Origin of the sequence: Bradyrhizobium sp. RT6a, from assembly GCF_040547675.1 — a bacterium.
In the GTDB taxonomy this organism is placed as follows: domain Bacteria; phylum Pseudomonadota; class Alphaproteobacteria; order Rhizobiales; family Xanthobacteraceae; genus Bradyrhizobium.
Genome location: NZ_JBEPQC010000009.1, coordinates 100,955 through 118,560 on the forward strand (window position 1 = coordinate 100,955; position 17,606 = coordinate 118,560).

General features: G+C 63.5%; 18 protein-coding genes and 1 tRNA gene. 8 read left to right on the forward strand and 11 right to left on the reverse strand.

The features are described from left to right. The first annotated feature begins 54 nt into the window (after positions 1 to 54). The 3 genes from rpoN to ptsN all read left to right on the forward strand — a co-directional run bounded on the left by rpoN (position 55) and on the right by ptsN (position 3,064). Entirely contained in the window at positions 55 to 1,668 is a 1,614-nt protein-coding gene (gene rpoN / locus ABIC03_RS32960; protein WP_354064311.1) for an RNA polymerase factor sigma-54, read from the forward strand. 81 nt (positions 1,669 to 1,749) lie between these two features. Next, positions 1,750 to 2,364 (forward strand): ribosome hibernation-promoting factor, HPF/YfiA family, encoded by a 615-nt coding sequence (hpf, locus tag ABIC03_RS32965; RefSeq protein WP_275168865.1) that lies wholly within the window; start codon positions 1,750 to 1,752, stop codon positions 2,362 to 2,364. A 238-nt stretch (positions 2,365 to 2,602) separates the two neighbouring features. Next, on the forward strand, positions 2,603 to 3,064 hold the full coding sequence (gene ptsN, locus ABIC03_RS32970) for a PTS IIA-like nitrogen regulatory protein PtsN (protein ID WP_027514736.1): 462 nt from the start codon (positions 2,603 to 2,605) through the stop codon (positions 3,062 to 3,064). A gap of 234 nt (positions 3,065 to 3,298) precedes the next feature. On the opposite strand, the gene ABIC03_RS32975 is transcribed toward ptsN, so the two are convergent. The 8 genes from ABIC03_RS32975 to ABIC03_RS33010 all read right to left on the reverse strand — a co-directional run bounded on the left by ABIC03_RS32975 (position 3,299) and on the right by ABIC03_RS33010 (position 10,582). Then, complete coding sequence (locus ABIC03_RS32975) at positions 3,299 to 3,571, reverse strand: BQ00720 family protein (protein WP_007598581.1); 273 nt, start codon at positions 3,569 to 3,571, stop codon at positions 3,299 to 3,301. Between the two features lie 51 nt (positions 3,572 to 3,622). Then, on the reverse strand, positions 3,623 to 4,048 hold the full coding sequence (locus ABIC03_RS32980) for an Hsp20 family protein (RefSeq protein WP_354064314.1): 426 nt from the start codon (positions 4,046 to 4,048) through the stop codon (positions 3,623 to 3,625). Between the two features lie 295 nt (positions 4,049 to 4,343). Then, positions 4,344 to 5,432, reverse strand: coding sequence for a sn-glycerol-3-phosphate import ATP-binding protein UgpC (locus ABIC03_RS32985; protein WP_354064316.1), 1,089 nt, complete (start codon positions 5,430 to 5,432; stop codon positions 4,344 to 4,346). 5 nt (positions 5,433 to 5,437) lie between these two features. Further along, positions 5,438 to 6,286 carry a sn-glycerol-3-phosphate ABC transporter permease UgpE gene (gene ugpE / locus ABIC03_RS32990; protein ID WP_354064318.1) on the reverse strand — a complete coding sequence of 283 codons (849 nt, stop codon included), beginning with the start codon at positions 6,284 to 6,286 and terminating at the stop codon, positions 5,438 to 5,440. Continuing rightward, a complete protein-coding gene (gene ugpA / locus ABIC03_RS32995) occupies positions 6,286 to 7,167 on the reverse strand; it encodes a sn-glycerol-3-phosphate ABC transporter permease UgpA (RefSeq protein ID WP_275168860.1) in 882 nt (293 codons plus the stop codon). The genes ugpE and ugpA overlap by 1 nt, the downstream gene beginning before the upstream one ends. A gap of 47 nt (positions 7,168 to 7,214) precedes the next feature. Continuing rightward, a complete protein-coding gene (ugpB, locus tag ABIC03_RS33000) occupies positions 7,215 to 8,531 on the reverse strand; it encodes a sn-glycerol-3-phosphate ABC transporter substrate-binding protein UgpB (RefSeq protein WP_354064321.1) in 1,317 nt (438 codons plus the stop codon). Between the two features lie 218 nt (positions 8,532 to 8,749). After that, on the reverse strand, positions 8,750 to 9,967 hold the full coding sequence (locus ABIC03_RS33005) for a CaiB/BaiF CoA transferase family protein (RefSeq protein WP_354064323.1): 1,218 nt from the start codon (positions 9,965 to 9,967) through the stop codon (positions 8,750 to 8,752). Positions 9,968 to 10,156: 189 nt separating this feature from the next. Further along, on the reverse strand, positions 10,157 to 10,582 hold the full coding sequence (locus tag ABIC03_RS33010; RefSeq protein ID WP_063992186.1) for an organic hydroperoxide resistance protein: 426 nt from the start codon (positions 10,580 to 10,582) through the stop codon (positions 10,157 to 10,159). Positions 10,583 to 10,734: 152 nt separating this feature from the next. On the opposite strand from ABIC03_RS33010, the gene ABIC03_RS33015 reads away from it, so the two are divergent. Then, complete coding sequence (locus ABIC03_RS33015) at positions 10,735 to 11,196, forward strand: MarR family winged helix-turn-helix transcriptional regulator (protein ID WP_354064325.1); 462 nt, start codon at positions 10,735 to 10,737, stop codon at positions 11,194 to 11,196. A gap of 2 nt (positions 11,197 to 11,198) precedes the next feature. Here ABIC03_RS33015 and ABIC03_RS33020 read toward each other — a convergent pair whose 3' ends face one another. From ABIC03_RS33020 to ABIC03_RS33030, 3 genes are all read right to left on the reverse strand, one after another. After that, the gene (locus tag ABIC03_RS33020) at positions 11,199 to 11,435 is read right to left on the reverse strand and encodes a GIY-YIG nuclease family protein (RefSeq protein WP_018645072.1); all 237 of its coding nucleotides are present in this window, start codon (positions 11,433 to 11,435) and stop codon (positions 11,199 to 11,201) included. A gap of 162 nt (positions 11,436 to 11,597) precedes the next feature. Further along, positions 11,598 to 11,673: transfer RNA gene (locus ABIC03_RS33025), tRNA-Ala, on the reverse strand. A gap of 66 nt (positions 11,674 to 11,739) precedes the next feature. Then, entirely contained in the window at positions 11,740 to 12,150 is a 411-nt protein-coding gene (locus tag ABIC03_RS33030; RefSeq protein WP_007598417.1) for a TIGR02300 family protein, read from the reverse strand. 112 nt (positions 12,151 to 12,262) lie between these two features. On the opposite strand from ABIC03_RS33030, the gene aroA reads away from it, so the two are divergent. The 4 genes from aroA to sppA all read left to right on the forward strand — a co-directional run bounded on the left by aroA (position 12,263) and on the right by sppA (position 17,479). After that, positions 12,263 to 13,660, forward strand: coding sequence for a 3-phosphoshikimate 1-carboxyvinyltransferase (aroA, locus tag ABIC03_RS33035; protein WP_502916950.1), 1,398 nt, complete (start codon positions 12,263 to 12,265; stop codon positions 13,658 to 13,660). After that, the gene (gene cmk, locus ABIC03_RS33040) at positions 13,657 to 14,295 is read left to right on the forward strand and encodes a (d)CMP kinase (protein ID WP_027514724.1); all 639 of its coding nucleotides are present in this window, start codon (positions 13,657 to 13,659) and stop codon (positions 14,293 to 14,295) included. Before aroA ends, cmk begins: the two co-directional genes overlap by 4 nt. Before the next feature lie 266 nt (positions 14,296 to 14,561). Further along, positions 14,562 to 16,268: a 30S ribosomal protein S1 gene (gene rpsA / locus ABIC03_RS33045; protein WP_027566167.1), complete on the forward strand. Its 1,707-nt coding sequence runs from the start codon at positions 14,562 to 14,564 to the stop codon at positions 16,266 to 16,268. A gap of 230 nt (positions 16,269 to 16,498) precedes the next feature. Further along, complete coding sequence (gene sppA, locus ABIC03_RS33050; protein WP_354064331.1) at positions 16,499 to 17,479, forward strand: signal peptide peptidase SppA; 981 nt, start codon at positions 16,499 to 16,501, stop codon at positions 17,477 to 17,479. The last annotated feature ends 127 nt before the right edge of the window (positions 17,480 to 17,606 follow it).

Sequence of the window (17,606 nt, forward strand, 5' to 3'; positions counted from 1 at the left end):
TTGGACTAGGATAAGCAAAAATCGGACCAACTTTTTGGGATCGGTTCTTGCTTCATGGCGCTTTCGCAGAGATTAGAGTTCCGGCAATCGCAGTCGCTGGTCATGACGCCGCAGTTGATGCAGGCGATCAAGCTGCTGCAATTGTCCAATCTCGATCTCACGACGTTCGTCGAAGAGGAACTCGAGCGTAACCCGCTGCTGGAACGGGCCAATGACGAGCCGCCCGCCGGCGAGGGCCCGGCCGAGACCGGGCAGTTCAACGATAGCGACGGCGGCCACAACGACGAGCCCGGCGGCGGCCCGGGCGAAGCCTTCGAGCCCGGCCAGGAAGAGTGGATGAGCAAGGATCTCGGCACCCGCGCCGAGATCGAGCAGACCATGGACACCGGTCTGGACAACGTCTTCTCCGAGGAACCCGCCGAGGCGGCTGCCCGCAACGCCCAGGATGCGGCGCCGACCACCTATACCGAATGGGGCGGCGGCGCCTCCGGTGACGAGGACTACAATCTCGAAGCCTTCGTCGCTGCCGAGATCACGCTCGGCGACCATCTCGCCGAGCAGCTCTCGGTCGCCTTCACCGGGGCCGCGCAGCGCATGATCGGCCAGTATTTGATCGACCTCGTCGACGAGGCCGGCTATCTGCCCCCGGATCTCGGCCAGGCCGCCGAACGGCTGGGCGCGTCGCAACAGGACGTCGAGAGCGTTCTTGCCGTGCTGCAGAAATTCGATCCTCCCGGCGTCTGCGCGCGCAATTTGAGCGAATGCCTGGCGATCCAGCTCCGCGAGCTCGACCGCTACGATCCCGCGATGCAGGCCCTGGTCGAGCATCTCGACCTCCTCGCCAAGCGCGACATCGGAGCCTTGCGCAAGGTCTGCGGCGTCGACGACGAGGACATCGCCGACATGATCGGCGAGATCCGCCGGCTCAATCCCAAGCCCGGCATGAAGTTCGGCTCGGCCCGGCTGCAGACCATGGTGCCCGATGTCTATGTCCGGCCGGGTCCCGACGGCGGCTGGCATGTCGAGCTCAACAGCGACACCTTGCCGCGCGTGCTGGTCAACCAGACCTACTATTCGCAGCTCTCGAAGAAGATCGGCAAGGACGGCGACAAATCCTATTTCACCGACGCGCTTCAGAACGCGACTTGGCTGGTGCGCGCGCTCGACCAGCGTGCCCGCACCATCCTGAAAGTCGCAACCGAGATCGTGCGCCAGCAGGACGGCTTCTTCACCCATGGCGTGGCGCATCTGCGACCGCTGAATCTGAAGGCCGTCGCCGACGCCATCCAGATGCATGAATCCACGGTGTCGCGCGTCACCGCCAACAAATACATGGCGACCAATCGCGGCACGTTCGAGCTGAAATATTTCTTCACGGCCTCGATCGCTTCGGCCGATGGCGGCGAGGCGCATTCGGCCGAAGCCGTGCGCCATCACATCAAGCAGCTGATCGATGCGGAGGCGCCGTCCGCGATCCTGTCCGACGACACCATCGTGGAACGCTTGCGCGGCTCGGGCATTGATATCGCCCGCCGCACGGTCGCGAAGTACCGCGAAGCCATGCGCATTCCTTCCTCGGTGCAACGCCGTCGCGACAAGCAGAGCGCTCTTGGTAACGTCCTCTCCACCGCCATGGCCGATCGCTCCCGCAATCCCGAACCGGCCTGATTGCGCCGGCGCCAAATCGCGCTACTCTCGATCTGCTATCGGGCCCAAATCCAGGCCAGGCACGAACCAAGCGAGGTTCACATGACTCTCCGCATCTCGGGAAAGAGCGTCAATGTCGGCGAGGCCCTGCGCGGCCGCGTCACCGACCGGACTGAAGAGGTTCTGCGCAAATATTTCGACGGCAATTACTCCGGTCACATCACGCTGAGCAAGGACGGCTTCGGCTTCCGCACCGACTGTGCGCTGCATCTTGATTCGGGAATTACGCTCGAGGCCGATTCGAACGCACCGGACGCTTATGCCAGTGCCGACCAGGCGCTGCTGATGATCGAGAAGCGGCTCAAGCGCTACAAGAGCCGGCTCAAGGACCGCTCCGCCCGCAAGGCCCATGTCGCCTCCGCGGCGCTGGCCGCCATGGATGCCACCAGCTATGTGCTGGAGGCACCGGGCGAGGGTGAGGACGAGGACGAGATCACCGGCTACAGCCCCGTCATCATCGCCGAGGCCACCACCTCGCTGAAGCCGCTGTCCGTCAGCGAAGCGGTCATGGAACTCGACCTCAGCGGGGCGCCTTGCCTGGTGTTTCAGCACGGTTCCTCGGGTCGGGTGAACATCATTTACCGCCGGGCGGACGGCAATGTCGGCTGGATCGACCCCCCGGGCACCAAGGCGGACGGCAAGGACGGCAAGGCCTGAGGCTGTCGGGCGACGCCCCTGGGGCTCCGCGCCGGGGCCCCTTTCGGCCTTAACAATGACCGGGGCAAAGCTGCACGCGGGAGTTGGCACCGGGATTGCGTTGGAGTAGAAGCCCCCCACATCAGGGGCGAGCTAAGTCCGCTTCCTGCTTCAACTTCTCGACGTCGGCCCGCCCAGGTTCTTTGTCCAGGCTGGCCAATTCGGAACCTGACGTTTTCATTCACCTCGGAAGACTTCCATGCCGATTACCGATCTGGTCGCGCCCGAGGCGATTCTCCCGGCATTGAAGGTCAACAGCAAGAAGCAGGCGCTTCAGGAACTCGCGGCCAAGGCCGCCGAGCTGACCGGGCAGAACGAGCGCTCCGTGTTCGAGGTGCTCCTGCAGCGCGAAAAGCTCGGCACCACCGCGGTCGGCTACGGCGTCGCCATTCCCCACGGCAAGCTGCCCAAGCTGGAAAAGATCTTCGGCCTGTTCGCGCGCCTCGATCGCCCGATCGATTTCGAATCGATGGATGGCCAGCCGGTCGATCTCGTCTTCCTGCTGCTCGCCCCCGAAGGCGCCGGCGCCGATCATCTCAAGGCGCTCGCCCGCATCGCCCGTCTCCTCCGCGACCAGGACATTGCCAAAAAGCTCCGCGCCTCGCGCGACGCCCAGGCGATCTATTCGGTGCTGGCGCTGCCGCCGGCGACCGCGGCGTAATCGTCTCCGCGTCCGGGACACGAGTGCTAGGCACGCCTTTAGCTTCACACTCCGTCATTGCGAGGAGCAAAGCGACGAAGCAATCCAGAATGTCTCCGCGGAGAGAGACTGGATTGCTTCGCTTCGCTCGCAATGACGTGGAGATTGCAGCGATCCGTCGTCGAAATAAAAACGGGCACGCCTTCCTGCGAAGGCATGCCCGCTTGAAACCCTATTCGCGCGACGCGCGCGTGCTCAGTGCACGCTCACCGCTTGCAGCTCGTTGCTCCAGGCGTTGGCGATCGCGGCTTCGCGGCTGTCGGTCAGCATGATCGGCGTGCCGTCGGCGGCGTGGAGCGCGAAGAGCTTGAGGCCCGGCGCGATCTTCGGCGCTTCGGGAAACAGGCCCGGCACATCCTCGGAGCGGATCTGCTTCACATAGGCGATATGGCCTTCGCCGAGGGTTGCCAGCGTCTCTGGCGAGACGTTCTTGGCTTCGTATTCGAACGCAACGTGACCTTCACTCATGGTCTCGACTCCTTCACAGAAACTAAGCGGTCGAGTCCGCTACTCGTTCCATTATTCGTGCTCATTGATAGCGATTGTCTTAACGATCCTCTCCGGTTCCGGCCGGGCAAGATCGATCGCCAGCAATCCGTTCTTCAGATCCGCACCCAGCACCAGCATCCCCTCCGCCAGCACGAAAGTGCGCTGGAAGTGGCGCGCGGCGATGCCGCGATGGATGTATTGCCGGATCTTGTCGTCCTGCTGCCGTCCGCGAATGACGAGCTGGTTTTCTTCAATGGTTACATCGAGTTGGTCGCGGGTGAATCCGGCGACCGCCAGCGTGATCCGCAAACGCTCGGGCTGGCCCTCCGATCGGTCGCACCTCTCGATATTGTAGGGAGGGTAACCGTCGGCGCCTTTGACGACCCGATCGAGCACGCGCTCGATCTCGTCGAAGCCCAGAAGGAACGGACTGGAAAGCATGGGAACACGAGACATAGTTTACAAAGTCCTCTCGAAGCGACTTTGGTGCATCAGGGCCCGTCAAGGCACCCCTTGATCAGCAATATGGGCATATCCGCGTGTAGGTTCAAGGACGTAGCCGGGGGCTGTGGATTGGCAGCTCACCCACTCTGCCATGCACAAATGCCGACTTCGTCATGGCGCGAAACGCCTGCGACAAGCCCGGCACGACGAAATTGCGGCGCGATTTTTCTCAACGAAAACAAACCCCCTTCTACTGTGCATGGGGTTGTTTTCGCGTTTTTTTAATCGACGGCCCCGCGGAACCCGGTCAGGCCTCGATCCGCGTCCGGCCGTCGTCGCTGAACAGATGCAGCTTTTGGCGCATTGCTGCGACGCGGATCTTCTCGCCGATCGGCGGCGCCTCTGAGCCGGGAATGCGGACGATGACCTCGCCAGGGGGCAGCTCGCCGGGGTTGGCGGCGATGCGCTGCTCGTCCTGGGCCCGCGTGCCGTAGACGAAGGTTTCGGCGCCGACGCGCTCGATCGCTTCGACGGTCAGCGGCAACACGACGCCGTCGGCGGGGGTCTGGTCGGTGATGACGAAATCCTCCGGGCGAATGCCGAGGATTCCGGCGTCAGCCGCGCCGCTGCCGGCGAGCTGCGACCGGATCTCCTCGGGCCGCGTCGACATCAGATTCATCGGCGGCGCGCCGATGAAGGAGGCGACAAAGGTCGTCGCCGGCTTCTCGTAGATCGCGAGCGGATTGCCGACCTGCTCGACCTGGCCGCCATTCATCACCACGAGAACGTCGGCGAGCGTCATCGCCTCGAGCTGGTCGTGGGTGACGTAGATCGACGTGGTGTTGAGCCGGCGCTGCAATTTGCGGATCTCGACCCGCATCGCGATGCGGAGCTTGGCGTCGAGGTTGGACAGCGGCTCGTCGAACAGAAACACTTTCGGCTGGCGCACGATGGCGCGGCCCATGGCGACGCGCTGGCGCTGGCCGCCGGAGAGCTGGCGCGGCTTGCGCTCCAGCATCGACGTGAGCTCGAGCACGCGCGCGGCTTCGTCGACGCGGCTCTTGACCTCGGCCTCCTTCATGCCGCGGTTGCGCAGGCCGTAGGCCATGTTGTTGAAGACGCTCATATGCGGATAGAGCGCGTAGTTCTGGAACACCATCGCGATGTCGCGGTCGGCGGGCTCGATCTGGTTGACGATGCGGCCGCCGATGTCGATCTCGCCGCCGGTGACGGTCTCGAGGCCTGCGACCATGCGCAGCAATGTCGACTTGCCGCAGCCGGAGGGGCCGACCAGCACGCAGAACTGGCCGTCGCCGACATCGACGTTGACGCCCTTGATGGCCTCGAAGCCGCCGGGATAGGTCTTGCGGACGTTGCGCAGGGTGACGTTAGCCATGAGATCTACTTTTCCGTCTCCACGAGTCCGCGCACGAATAATTTCTGCATCGCTACGACGACGAACACCGGCGGCAGCATCGCCAGCACGGCGGTTGCCATCACGATCGGCCATTCGGTCAGCGCGTCGGTGGTGGTGATCATCTTGCGGATGCCGACCTGGATGGTCTGCATGTCGTCGCGGGTGGTGATCAGCAGCGGCCAGAGATATTGATTCCAGCCGAGGATGAAGAGGATCACGAACAGCGCCGCCATGTTGGTGCGCGACAGCGGCAGCAGTGTATCCCAAAAGAAGCGCAGGGGACCGGCGCCGTCGATGCGCGAGGCCTCCAGCAGCTCGTCCGGTACGGTCATGAAGAACTGGCGGAACAGCAGCGTCGCGGTGGCGGAGGCGATCAGCGGCAGCGACAGGCCCGCATAGCTGTCGAGCATGTGCAGATCCGCGACGATCTTGTAGGTCGGATAGATGCGCACCTCGACCGGCAGCATCAGGGTGATGAAGATGATCCAGAAGATCGGCATCCGGAACGGAAAGCGGAAATAGACGATCGCATAGGCCGAGATGATCGAGATCGCGATCTTGCCGACCGCGATCAGCAGCGCCATCACCAGCGAGTTCAGCATCATGTTGCCGACGGGCTCGCGGGTCGATCCGCTCGTGCCGACGAAAATGGTCTGGTAGTAGACCTCGAAGAAATGACCGCCCGGCAGCAGCGACATCTGCCCGTTGGCGATCAGCGCGTTGTCCTGCGTCGAGGCGACGAACGCGATGTAGACCGGGAAGGCGACGATCGCGATCCCGATCCAGAGGATGATGTGGGCGATGTAACGCCGGAAGCCCTCTTCCTCGACCATCAGTAGGTCACCTTGCGTTCGACGAACCGGAACTGGATTCCGGTGAGCACGATGACCATGACCATCAGGATCACCGACTGCGCCGCCGAGCTGCCGAGATTGCCGCCGAGCAAGCCGTCGGAATAGACCTTGTAGACCAGCGTGACCGTCGACGTTCCCGGACCGCCGCGGGTCATGGTGTCGATGATGCCGAACGTGTCGAAGAAGGCGTAGACGATGTTGACCACCAGCAGGAAGAAGATGGTCGGCGACAGCAGCGGGAAGGTCACGGTCCAGAACCGCCGCATCGGACGGGCGCCGTCGATCGCGGCGGCCTCGAACACGCTCTTCGGGATCGCCTGCAGGCCGGCGAGGAAGAACAGGAAATTATAGGAGATCTGTTTCCAGGCGGCGGCGAGGATGATCAACGCCGCGGCCTGGTCGCCATCGAGCAGCGGATTCCAGTCGATGCCCATGTTGCGTAGATAGCGCGAAAGCACGCCGAGCGAGGGATGCAGCATGAAGATCCAGAGCACGCCGACCACGGGCGGCGCCACCGCATAGGGCCAGATTAGCAGCGTGCGATAGAGCATCGAGCCACGCAGCGGCTTGTCCGCCATCACGGCGAGCAGCAGCGCGAAGGACAGCGACGAGACGGCGATGGCGAACGAGAAGAAGAACGTTCGGACGATCGCCTCGAAATAGGCCGCGTCCTTGAACAGGTCGATGTAATTCTCGAACCAGACAAAGGTGGTCGACAGCCCAAACGCATCCTGGAGCAGGAAGGACTGGATCACCGCCTGCAGGGCCGGCCAATAGAAGAAAATCAGGACGATCGCGAGCTGCGGCGCAACCAGCGCGTACGGCAACAGCCTTGACTGGAAAATGGCTTGCTTTTGCATGATGCCAGCAGAGCGGCAGGCCGGGTCGCGGCCTGCCGCTCATTGCCTCACTTGACGGCGGTCTTTTCGAACTGCCGCAGCATCGTGTTGCCGCGCTCGACGGCGGCATCCAGCGCCTGCTTGGCGGTCTTCTTGCCGGCCAGCGCCTGCTCGATCTCTTCCGACCAGACGTCACGCAGCTGAACCATGTTGCCGAGGCGCAGACCGCGCGAATTCTCGGTCGGCTCCTTGTTGGTCAGCTCGAGCAGCGGGGTTTCGAGATAGGGCTGATCCTTGTAGAAGCCCTCGGCCTTGGCCTTCTCATAAGCAGCCTTGGTGATCGGCAGATAGCCCGAGGCCTTGTGGATATAGACCTGGCGATCGGTGTCCGAGAGGAAGGTCAGGAACTTCGCGACGCCCTTGTATTCCTCGGCCGACTTGCCGCCCATCACCCACAGCGAAGCGCCGCCGATGATCGAGTTCTGCGGTGCGCCCTTGACGTCCGGATAATACGGCATCGGCACGGCGGTGAAGGCGAACTTGGCCTGCGCCTTGACGTTACCGAAGAACGCCGACGAGGTCAGGTAGATCGGGCACTCGCCGGAGGTGAAGCGACCCTCGCCGGTGTTGGTGCGGCCGGCGTAATCATACGTCTTGGTCTTCTGCAGCTCGACCAGGGTTTCGAGATGCTTGACCTGAAGCGGTCCGTTGAACTCGAGCACGGTGTCGAAGCCGTCGAGGCCATTGGCCTTGCTGGCGAGCGGCACGTTGTGCCAGGCGGAGAGCTGCTCGAGATTGACCCAGGTGATCCAGGAGCCCGAGAAGCCGCAGGTGTCATGACCGGCAGCCTTCAGCTTCTTGGCGGCCTCGAACGTTTCGGGCCAGGTCTTCGGGATCTCGACGTTCGCCTTCTTCAGCTCGTCGAGGTTCACCCACATCACGGTCGAGGACGAGTTGAAGGGGAAGGACAGCATCTCGCCCTTCGAGGTCGAATAGTAGCCGGTGATGGCGGGCAGGTAGATCTTGGGGTCGAACTTCTCGCCGGCGTCGGCCATCAGCTTGTAGACCGGCTTCACGGCGCCCGTCGCGGCCATCATGGTCGCGGTGCCGACTTCGAACACCTGCATGATGTGCGGGGCGTTGCCGGCGCGGAACGCTGCGATGCCGGCGTTCATCGTATCGGGATAGTTGCCCTTGTAGGTCGGGATCACCTTGTAGTCGCTCTGCGACGCGTTGAAGTCGGTGGCGAGCTTGACGATGACGTCGTTGTTGGCGCCGGTCATCGCGTGCCACCACTGGATTTCGGTCGCGGCCAAGGCCGGCGAGGCCGAGAGTCCAACCGTGAGTGCAATAGCGGCAGCCGCTCCAAAGTGTCGAAGAGCCATCAAGTAAACCTCCCTTGGCCGTCAAAAAGATCGCTTGCGCTAGCAGCGCCATATGACGTTCACATGACTGTGTAAGCGGCCGAAACGAAAGCGGCAAGCGCGGCAAAAGGGAAGCCGTCAAATAGGCGAATGCCGCGCGCGCAGCGTCCTCCGTTCGCGGTGCACAGAGCGCCCGCGCCGCAGTGCGGCATTGCCGTCGGATGTGGAAGGCGAGGGCCCTAGCGCTTGCGCTCGGGTCCGCAGACCGTGCCCTGCTCGACCATCGCGTCGATCTCGGACGTCGAATAGCCGAACTCGCCCAGCACCTCGGCGGCGTGCTGGCTGAATTTCGGCGGCAGGCGACGCAGGCTCGGCTTGCTGCGGTCGAGCCGGATCGGCGACGCCACGCCCTTGTACCAATCCTTCTCGATAATATCGCCGCGCGCGATCGTGTGCGGGTTGGTCAACGCCTGGTCGATCTTCTGCACGGGCCCTGCGGGCAGGCCCGCGGCGAGCAGGCGATTGCACAGCGGCTCGGCCTCGTGCTGGCTGAACACGGCGGCGAGCTCGGCCCGCAGCGCTTCGCGATTGGCGATGCGATCCTTGTTGCGCGCAAAGCGCGGATCGGTGCCGAGCTCGGGCTTGCCGATCTCCTTGGCGAGCTTGCGGAAGGTGCCGTCATTGCCGACGCCGATGAAGATGTTGTCGGTCTTGGTCGGGAAGATCGCATAGGGCACGAGGTTGGGATGCTCGTTGCCGGTGAGCGACGGCGGCTTGCCATGCATGAAATAATTCGCGGTGTGCGGATGCATGATGGCGAGACCGGTCTCGTACAGCGTGGTTTCCAGGAACTGGCCCTGGCCCGAGCGCTGCCGCTCCGCCAGCGCCATCAAGATGCCGATCGCCGCATAGAGGCCGGTGCCGATATCGACCAGCGGCACGCCGATCCGCATCGGTCCGCTCTCGGGCGAGCCGGTCGCCGCGATCATGCCGGTCATGGCCTGGATGATGGCGTCATAGCCGGGATTGCCGCCGCGCGGGCCGTCGGCGCCGAAGCCGCAGATCCGGCAATGCACGAGGCGCGGGAATTTTTCGCGCAACACCTCGTTGCCGATGCCCCATTTCTCCAGCGTGCCCGGCTTGAAGTTCTCGATCAGGACGTCGGCGCTCTCCAGCATCTTGAGCAGCACGGTCCGGCCGCCCTCGGAGGCGAGGTCGAGGCCGATCGAGCGCTTGTTGCGGTTGATGCCGATGAAATAGGCCGCGTCTTCCTCGTGGAAGGGAGGGCCCCAGTCGCGCACCTCGTCGCCTGCGGGCGGCTCGACCTTGATCACGTCGGCGCCATGGTCGGCGAGGATCTGGGTGCAATAGGGACCGCCGAGCACGCGCGTGAGATCGATGACGCGCAGGCCGCTCATTGCGCCCGTGGCAGCTCCAGAACTGGCGGCTTCAGTCATGCCTTCGCGTCCCCTGTGTCGATGTGATCACAGGCCTAACGAGGTTCGTCCGAGCCGGCAATGGCCTCCCGCGTAGGGCGTTATGCAGGCCGGTTGCCGCAATCCCGCGGCATGGCAAATCAAGGCTTGGCAAATCAAGGGAAGCGGCCGACCCGGGGGAATGCCGGGCCAGCCGCTTCACCGAACCGATCAGACGACCGTCAGACGAACGTCGACATTGCCGCGCGTCGCGTTGGAATACGGGCACACCTGGTGCGCCTTCTCGACCAGCGCCTCGGCTTCCGCACGGGCGAGGCCCGGCAGCGAGACGGCAAGATCGATGTCGAGACCGAAGCCGCCCTCGGCGCGCGGGCCGATACCGACGGTGGAGGTCACGGAGGCGTCGGCCGGAACCTTGGGGCCGCCCTGCGAGGATACGAACTTCATCGCGCCGATGAAGCAAGCGGCATAGCCCGCCGCAAACAGCTGCTCGGGATTGTTGCCGGCGCCGCCTCCGCCGCCGAGCTCCTTCGGCGTGGTGAGCTTGACGTCGAGCGCGCCGTCGAGGGTCGCAGCATGGCCGTCGCGGCCGCCGGTGGCCTTTGCGCTGGTCTTGTAGAGGACGTTCACTGACATTTTGGTCTCCCTGTGTTTCGGGTGGGGCGCGATCCTTATCGCAAACAATTAGATTGCGCACAATTGAAATTATGGCGTCTCACATTTAATTGTTCGCAATTGAATGTGGCGCCGGCCGGCCCCAGAATGGAGCTGGTCCTGTGAGATTCTCGATGCCCCGGAAACATTCAGCAGCGGACGCGCCGCTGCGCCTCGACAACCAGATCTGCTTCGCGGTCTATTCGGCCGCGCATGCCTTCAACCGCGTCTACAAGCCGCTGCTGGACCGGCTCGGCCTGACCTATCCGCAATATCTGGTGATGCTGGTGCTGTGGGAGCGCGACGACGTGCCGGTCAAAAGCATCGGCGAAAAGCTGCACCTGGATTCGGGCACGCTGACGCCGCTGCTCAAGCGCCTCGAGGCAGCCCACCTCGTCAAGCGCACGCGCTCGAGCGAAGACGAGCGTCAGGTGCTGATCGCATTGACCCCGCAGGGCCACGCCCTGAAGGACAAGGCGCGCGCCGTGCCGCAATCGATCCTGGCGGCATCGGACTGCTCGGTCGCGGAACTGGTCGCGATGAAGGATGAGATTGTGGCGTTGCGCGATCGGTTGAATGCGGTGATCGGGGAGTAGGGTTAGAAGTGCTTCTTCGCGAACGCGCGGCCCGAGCCAGATTTCAGGTATCGCTCGAAGGCGACAGCGCGTGCCGCGTCATCAAACGCGAAATAGGTCCGAATTCGCCAAGGTCCGTACTTTGACGTGTGTGGCACCTCCCCGGCGTTATGTTTTGCCAAACGGGCTCGTAAGTCGTCGGTGATGCCAACGTAGAAGTGCTCGGAATCGAGGCTTTCAAGAATATAGACGTATTTCATTCCGCTTCCTCCCTGAGGGCAGGATAGCAGTTCCCGGGCGCCTTAAAGGTGCTTGCCTCGTCCGCCGTCGCTCTTCGGGCTATGGCGGGACAGCCTTCGCTCACTTCGCTACGAGGGACTTCCCGGGCTTGCCCAGCCGAAGCTCGCGAAGCGAGCGAAGGCTGGTGGAGCCAGGCGGGATCGAACCGCCGACCTCTTGCATGCCATGCAAGCGCTCTCCCAGCTGAGCTATGGCCCCTTAACCGTCCGACGCGCCTTGGGCGACGCGTCGGGAAAGACCCAGAACCACAGTTCTGGAATTATCTCAAGTCTCTTCGTCACCGCCGACATCACCAATGATGTCGGTGACGTCCTCATCGCCCTCTTCGTCGTCGGCGATAAAGGTCGAATCATCGTCGTCGTCGTCCTCGATGGTCTCATCGACTTCGATGTCGTCCTCGGATTCGGGCACGACGGCCTTGACCTTGCCGGTGTTCTCCTCGGCATCGGCCTCCTCGAGCGAGACCTCCTCGACCTCCGCCGGCTCCGGCGTGGCGTCGGCGGCAGCGGCTGCGTGGCGAGCTTCGGCGCCGCGGGGTGCCCGAGCAGGCGCGATGGGCGCGATCGGCACGACTTCACCGGTATAGGGCGAGATCACCGGATTCTTGTTGAGGTCATAGAACTTTTTGCCCGTGGTCGGGCAAATACGTTTAGTTCCGAGTTCGGACTTGGCCACGGCAGAGGAATCCTGGAAATGTCTGAAAAGCGGTGCTTCACTTGGCTAGTTGGCGGCCCGCTGTCAATAGCGCATTGCGGGAGAACGACATGCCCGTGACGGCGGGGAGACCATGTGGTACCTGCCCCGCGAGTCCCGCGGGGACGTTTCGGGCCTATCCAAGGACACAAACTTGACCGATTCCGACAAGCCGACGCCGCTCCAGTCGCGCGCCAGCGGTCCCCTGACCGGGAAAATACGGGTGCCCGGAGACAAGTCGATCTCCCACCGTGCCCTCATCCTCGGCGCGCTCGCGGTCGGAGAGACGCGGATTTCGGGCCTCCTGGAGGGCGAAGACGTCCTTAACACCGCTAAATCCATGCAGGCGCTTGGCGCCAGGGTCGAGCGCACCGGGGATTTCGCCTGGAAGGTGAACGGCGTGGGTGTGGCAGGCTTTGCGGAGCCCAAAGCGCCGCTGGATTTCGGCAACTCCGGCACCGGGTGCCGGCTCGTCATGGGCGCCGTTGCGGGCTGCCCGATCTCTGCGATTTTCGACGGCGATGCCTCGCTGCGGAGCCGGCCCATGCGCCGGATTCTGGACCCTCTGGAAAAGATGGGTGCGAAGGTCGTCTCCGGCGGCGAGGGCGGCCGTTTGCCGCTAACTGTCCAGGGTGCGCGCGATCCGCTCCCGATCACCTACAAGACGCCTGTTGCCTCGGCCCAGATCAAATCCGCCGTGCTGCTCGCGGGCCTGGCTGCGCCGGGCACCACGACCGTCATCGAAACCGAGGCCAGTCGCGACCACACCGAGCTGATGCTCAAGCATTTCGGCGCCGAGATCACCTCGGTGCAGGAAGGTCAGCACGGCCGCCGTATCACGCTCGTGGGCCAGCCGGAACTGCATGGCGCCAATGTTGTCGTGCCCGCCGATCCCTCGTCGGCGGCGTTCCCCATCGTTGCTGCGCTGATCGTCGAAGGCTCCGAAATCGTCCTGTCCGATGTTATGACCAATCCGCTGCGGACCGGTCTTTTCACCACGCTGCGCGAAATGGGTGCCTCGATCGAGGAAAGCGAAGTTCGCGGCGACGCCGGCGAGCCTATGGCGAAGCTGCGCGTACGCGCCTCGAAACTGCGCGGTGTCGAGGTGCCGCCAGAGCGCGCACCGTCGATGATCGACGAATTTCTGGTGCTGGCGGTGGCGGCCGCCTACGCCGAGGGCACGACCATCATGCGCGGCCTCCAGGAGCTGCGCGTCAAGGAATCCAACCGTCTCGAAGCCACCGCCGCGATGCTCCGGGTCAACGGCGTCAAGGTCGAGGTCTCCGGCGATGATTTGATCGTCGACGGCCGCGGCCACGTTCCCGGCGGCGGCGTTGTGGCCACCCACATGGACCATCGCATCGCGATGTCCGCGCTGGTGATGGGCTGCGCCTCCGACCAGCCCGTGACCGTCGACGACACCGCCTTCATCGCCACCAGTTTTCCGGATTTCATCCCGATGATGCGTTCGCTTGGGGCCGAGTTTTCATGATCATCGCTATCGACGGGCCCGCGGCGTCGGGCAAGGGCACGCTCGGCAAGCGTCTTGCCCATCATTACGGCTACCGTCATCTTGATACCGGCGTGATCTATCGCGCGGTGGCCTATTCCCTGATGCAGTCCGGGCATGATCTCCGGGACGAGGCGGCGGCGGTCGCCGCGGCTCTGGAACTCGATCCCGAAAAGTTCGGCAATCCCGCCTTGAAGACCCAAAAGGCCGGCGAGGGCGCCTCCATCGTCTCGGCGATCCCCAGGGTGCGCGAGGCCCTGGTCAGTTTTCAGCGGCAATTCGCCGCCGACCCGCCCGGCGCCGTGCTCGATGGCCGGGATATTGGAACCGTGATCTGCCCCCATGCCGACGTGAAGATCTTCGTCGTCGCCGACCCCAAGGTCCGCGCCCGCCGTCGAACCATGGAGGCCAAGGCGCGGGGCGAGGAGGCTGACGAGGCGGCCGTGCTCGCCGACATCATCCAGCGCGACGAACGCGACAAGAACCGGGCGATCGCGCCCCTGAAGCCGGCCGCGGATGCTTACTTGCTAGATAACTCCCAACTGGATATAGAAGGCGGCGTCCGGGCCGCCATCGACATTATCGAGGCCGTCCGAGCGGGCCGGTCGCGGGGTTAAGCCGCTGCCGTCATTGGAGGAAGCGCCCGCTCCCGCTCTTTGAGGTCGATACTCTCGGTCCCTGCTTGGGGCCGACGCGATCCAGGCTCCGGACAAAAGATTTCCACGTATCGAACGCGCGGGCCTCAGCCGGCCCGCTTCCGCTGTTCCGCCTCCAGGTCGGAGCAGCGAGCGGTCGCTCGAAGGTTCTGCGGACCTTCCGACACTGCGCGTACGATGCGCCCAAGAACCCAACGGCCGGCACGACATCCGCAACTGGAGAACAAATGGCTTCGACTTCTGCTGATACCTATAGCCCGTCGCGCGACGATTTCGCCGCGATGCTCGACGAGTCCTTCGCTGGTGGCAACCTGCAGGAAAGCTCCGTCATCAAGGGCAAGGTTGTTGCAATCGAAAAGGACATGGCCGTCATCGACGTCGGCCTGAAGACCGAGGGCCGCGTTGCCCTGCGCGAATTTTCCGGCCCCGGCCGTGACAGCGAGCTCAAGGTCGGCGACGAGGTGGAAGTGTTCCTCGACCGGATCGAGAACGCCCTCGGCGAAGCCGTGCTGTCGCGCGACAAGGCGCGCCGCGAAGAGAGCTGGGGCAAGCTCGAGAAGGCCTTCCAGAACAACGAGAAGGTCAACGGCGTCATCTTCAACCAGGTCAAGGGCGGCTTCACCGTCGACCTCGACGGTGCCGTGGCCTTCCTGCCGCGTTCGCAGGTCGACATCCGTCCGATCCGCGACGTTGCGCCGCTGATGAACAACTCGCAGCCGTTCCAGATCCTCAAGATGGACCGCCGCCGCGGCAACATCGTCGTGTCCCGCCGCACGGTTCTCGAAGAGACCCGCGCCGAGCAGCGTCAGGAGCTGGTGCAGAACCTCGAAGAGGGTCAGGTCATCGACGGCGTGGTCAAGAACATCACCGATTACGGTGCGTTCGTTGATCTCGGCGGCATCGACGGTCTGCTGCACGTCACCGATATCGCGTGGCGCCGCGTCAACCATCCGACCGAGGTGCTCTCGATCGGCCAGACCGTGAAGGTCAAGATCATCAAGATCAACCACGAGACGCACCGCATCTCGTTGGGCATGAAGCAGCTGTTGGACGATCCGTGGCAGGGCATCGAAGCCAAGTACCCACTGGGTGCCCGCTTCACCGGTCGCGTCACCAACATCACCGACTACGGCGCGTTCGTCGAGCTCGAGCCGGGCATCGAAGGCCTGATCCACGTCTCCGAGATGTCGTGGACCAAGAAGAACATGCACCCCGGCAAGATCGTTTCGACCTCGCAGGAAGTCGAAGTGCAGGTGCTGGAAGTCGATTCCGTCAAGCGCCGCATCTCGCTCGGCCTCAAGCAGACCATGCGCAACCCGTGGGAGGTCTTCGTCGAAGGTCACCCGACCGGTTCGACGGTCGAAGGCGAGGTCAAGAACAAGACCGAGTTTGGTCTGTTCCTGGGCCTCGAGGGCGACGTCGACGGCATGGTCCATCTCTCCGACCTCGACTGGAAGCAGCCGGGCGAGCAGGTGATCGACAACTACAAGAAGGGCGACATGGTCAAGGCCGTGGTGCTCGATGTGGACGTCGAGAAGGAGCGCATTTCTCTTGGAATCAAACAGCTTGAAGGCGACCCCTTCGCCGAGCCGGGCGATGTCAAGAAGGGCGCGGTAGTGACCTGCGAAGTGATCGAAGTGAAGGAGAGCGGCATCGAGGTGAAGATCACCGGTACCGACTTCACCACGTTCGTGAAGCGCTCGGAGCTTGCCCGTGACCGCAACGATCAGCGCGCCGAACGCTTCGCCGTCGGCGAGAAGGTCGATGCCCGCGTGATCCAGTTCGACAAGAAGGCCCGCAAGGTCCAGGTGTCGATCAAGGCGCTCGAAGTCGCCGAAGAGAAGGAAGCCATCGCGCAATACGGCTCCTCCGATTCGGGAGCGACGCTCGGCGACATCCTCGGCACCGCGCTCAAGAACCGCGACACCAAGTAAGCGAAACGCAGGTTTCACTGCATCAAAGCCCCGGCGCGAGCCGGGGCTTTTTTGTTGCTATCGTCGTCCCGGCCTTCGCCGGGACGACAATGAGTGTGTCGCTACGTCGTGGCCCATGCCGCTACCGGCCTTGTTTTCTTCTAATTGCGCCGCAATTGATGTATCCAGATAAGCCAATGGTGACGCTGCGACGGCACAACGCGCCTGGCCTTTCATTTGGAGATATCTCGATGTCGCTCGATTCGGACATCATCGTCGATCGGCGCAGGATCCGCCGGAAGCTGACGTTCTGGCGCGTATTGGCCGCGCTGATCGCGATCGCGGCGATCGCAGGCTTCGCGCTGGTCGCGACGCCGGGTGCGCGCGGCACGTTCGCATCCGCCGGCTCGATCGCTCGGGTCCAGATTGACGGCCTGATCCGCAGCGATTCCGATCGCACGCAGGCGCTCGAGCGGTTGGAAAATTCGCAGGCTGCCGCCGTCATCGTCCACATCAATTCGCCGGGCGGCACCACCGCCGGCTCCGAGCAGCTCTACGATTCGCTTGTACGGCTGAAGGCAAAGAAGCCGCTCGTCGTGGTCGTCGAAGGCCTCGCCGCCTCCGGCGGCTACATCACCGCGATCGCCAGCGATCACATCATCGCCCAGCAGAGCTCGCTGGTCGGCTCGATCGGCGTGCTGTTCCAGTTTCCGAACGTCTCGGAGCTGTTGAAGACCGTCGGCGTCAAGGTCGAGGAGGTAAAATCCACGCCGCTGAAGGCCGCGCCCAACGGTTTCGAGCCAACCAGCCCCGAGGCACGGGCCGCGCTCGATGCGCTGGTGAAGGATTCCTACGCCTGGTTCAAGGGATTGGTGAAGGACCGGCGTGGCATGGATGACACGCAGCTCGAGAAAGTGGTTGATGGCCGTGTCTTCACCGGACGCCAGGCCATCGATCTCAAGCTGATCGATCAGATCGGCGACGAGAAGACCGCCGTGACCTGGCTGGTCGAGCAGAAGGGCATCAAGAAGGGGCTCTCCGTGCGCGATTACAAGCTGCAGCCGCGCTTCAGCGATCTGCCGTTCCTCAAGACGGCGGCCGCAGTGACGCTGGAAGCACTGGGTTTAGGCTCGATTGCGCATCAAATCGGACAAACCGGCGTCGCACAGGCGGTCGATCGGCTCGGAATGGATGGAATGCTCGCCTTGTGGCAGCCGGCGGCGTCGAACTGACGGAACTGGGCGAGCCCCGGAGGTTTTTCCCGTTCGGCGCGTACAGGGCCAGCCCGCTTTTTTGGCATTTGTCACGTATTTTCACGACGCTCAACCTTCATTTAGCGTCTTGACAGATCACGGTATT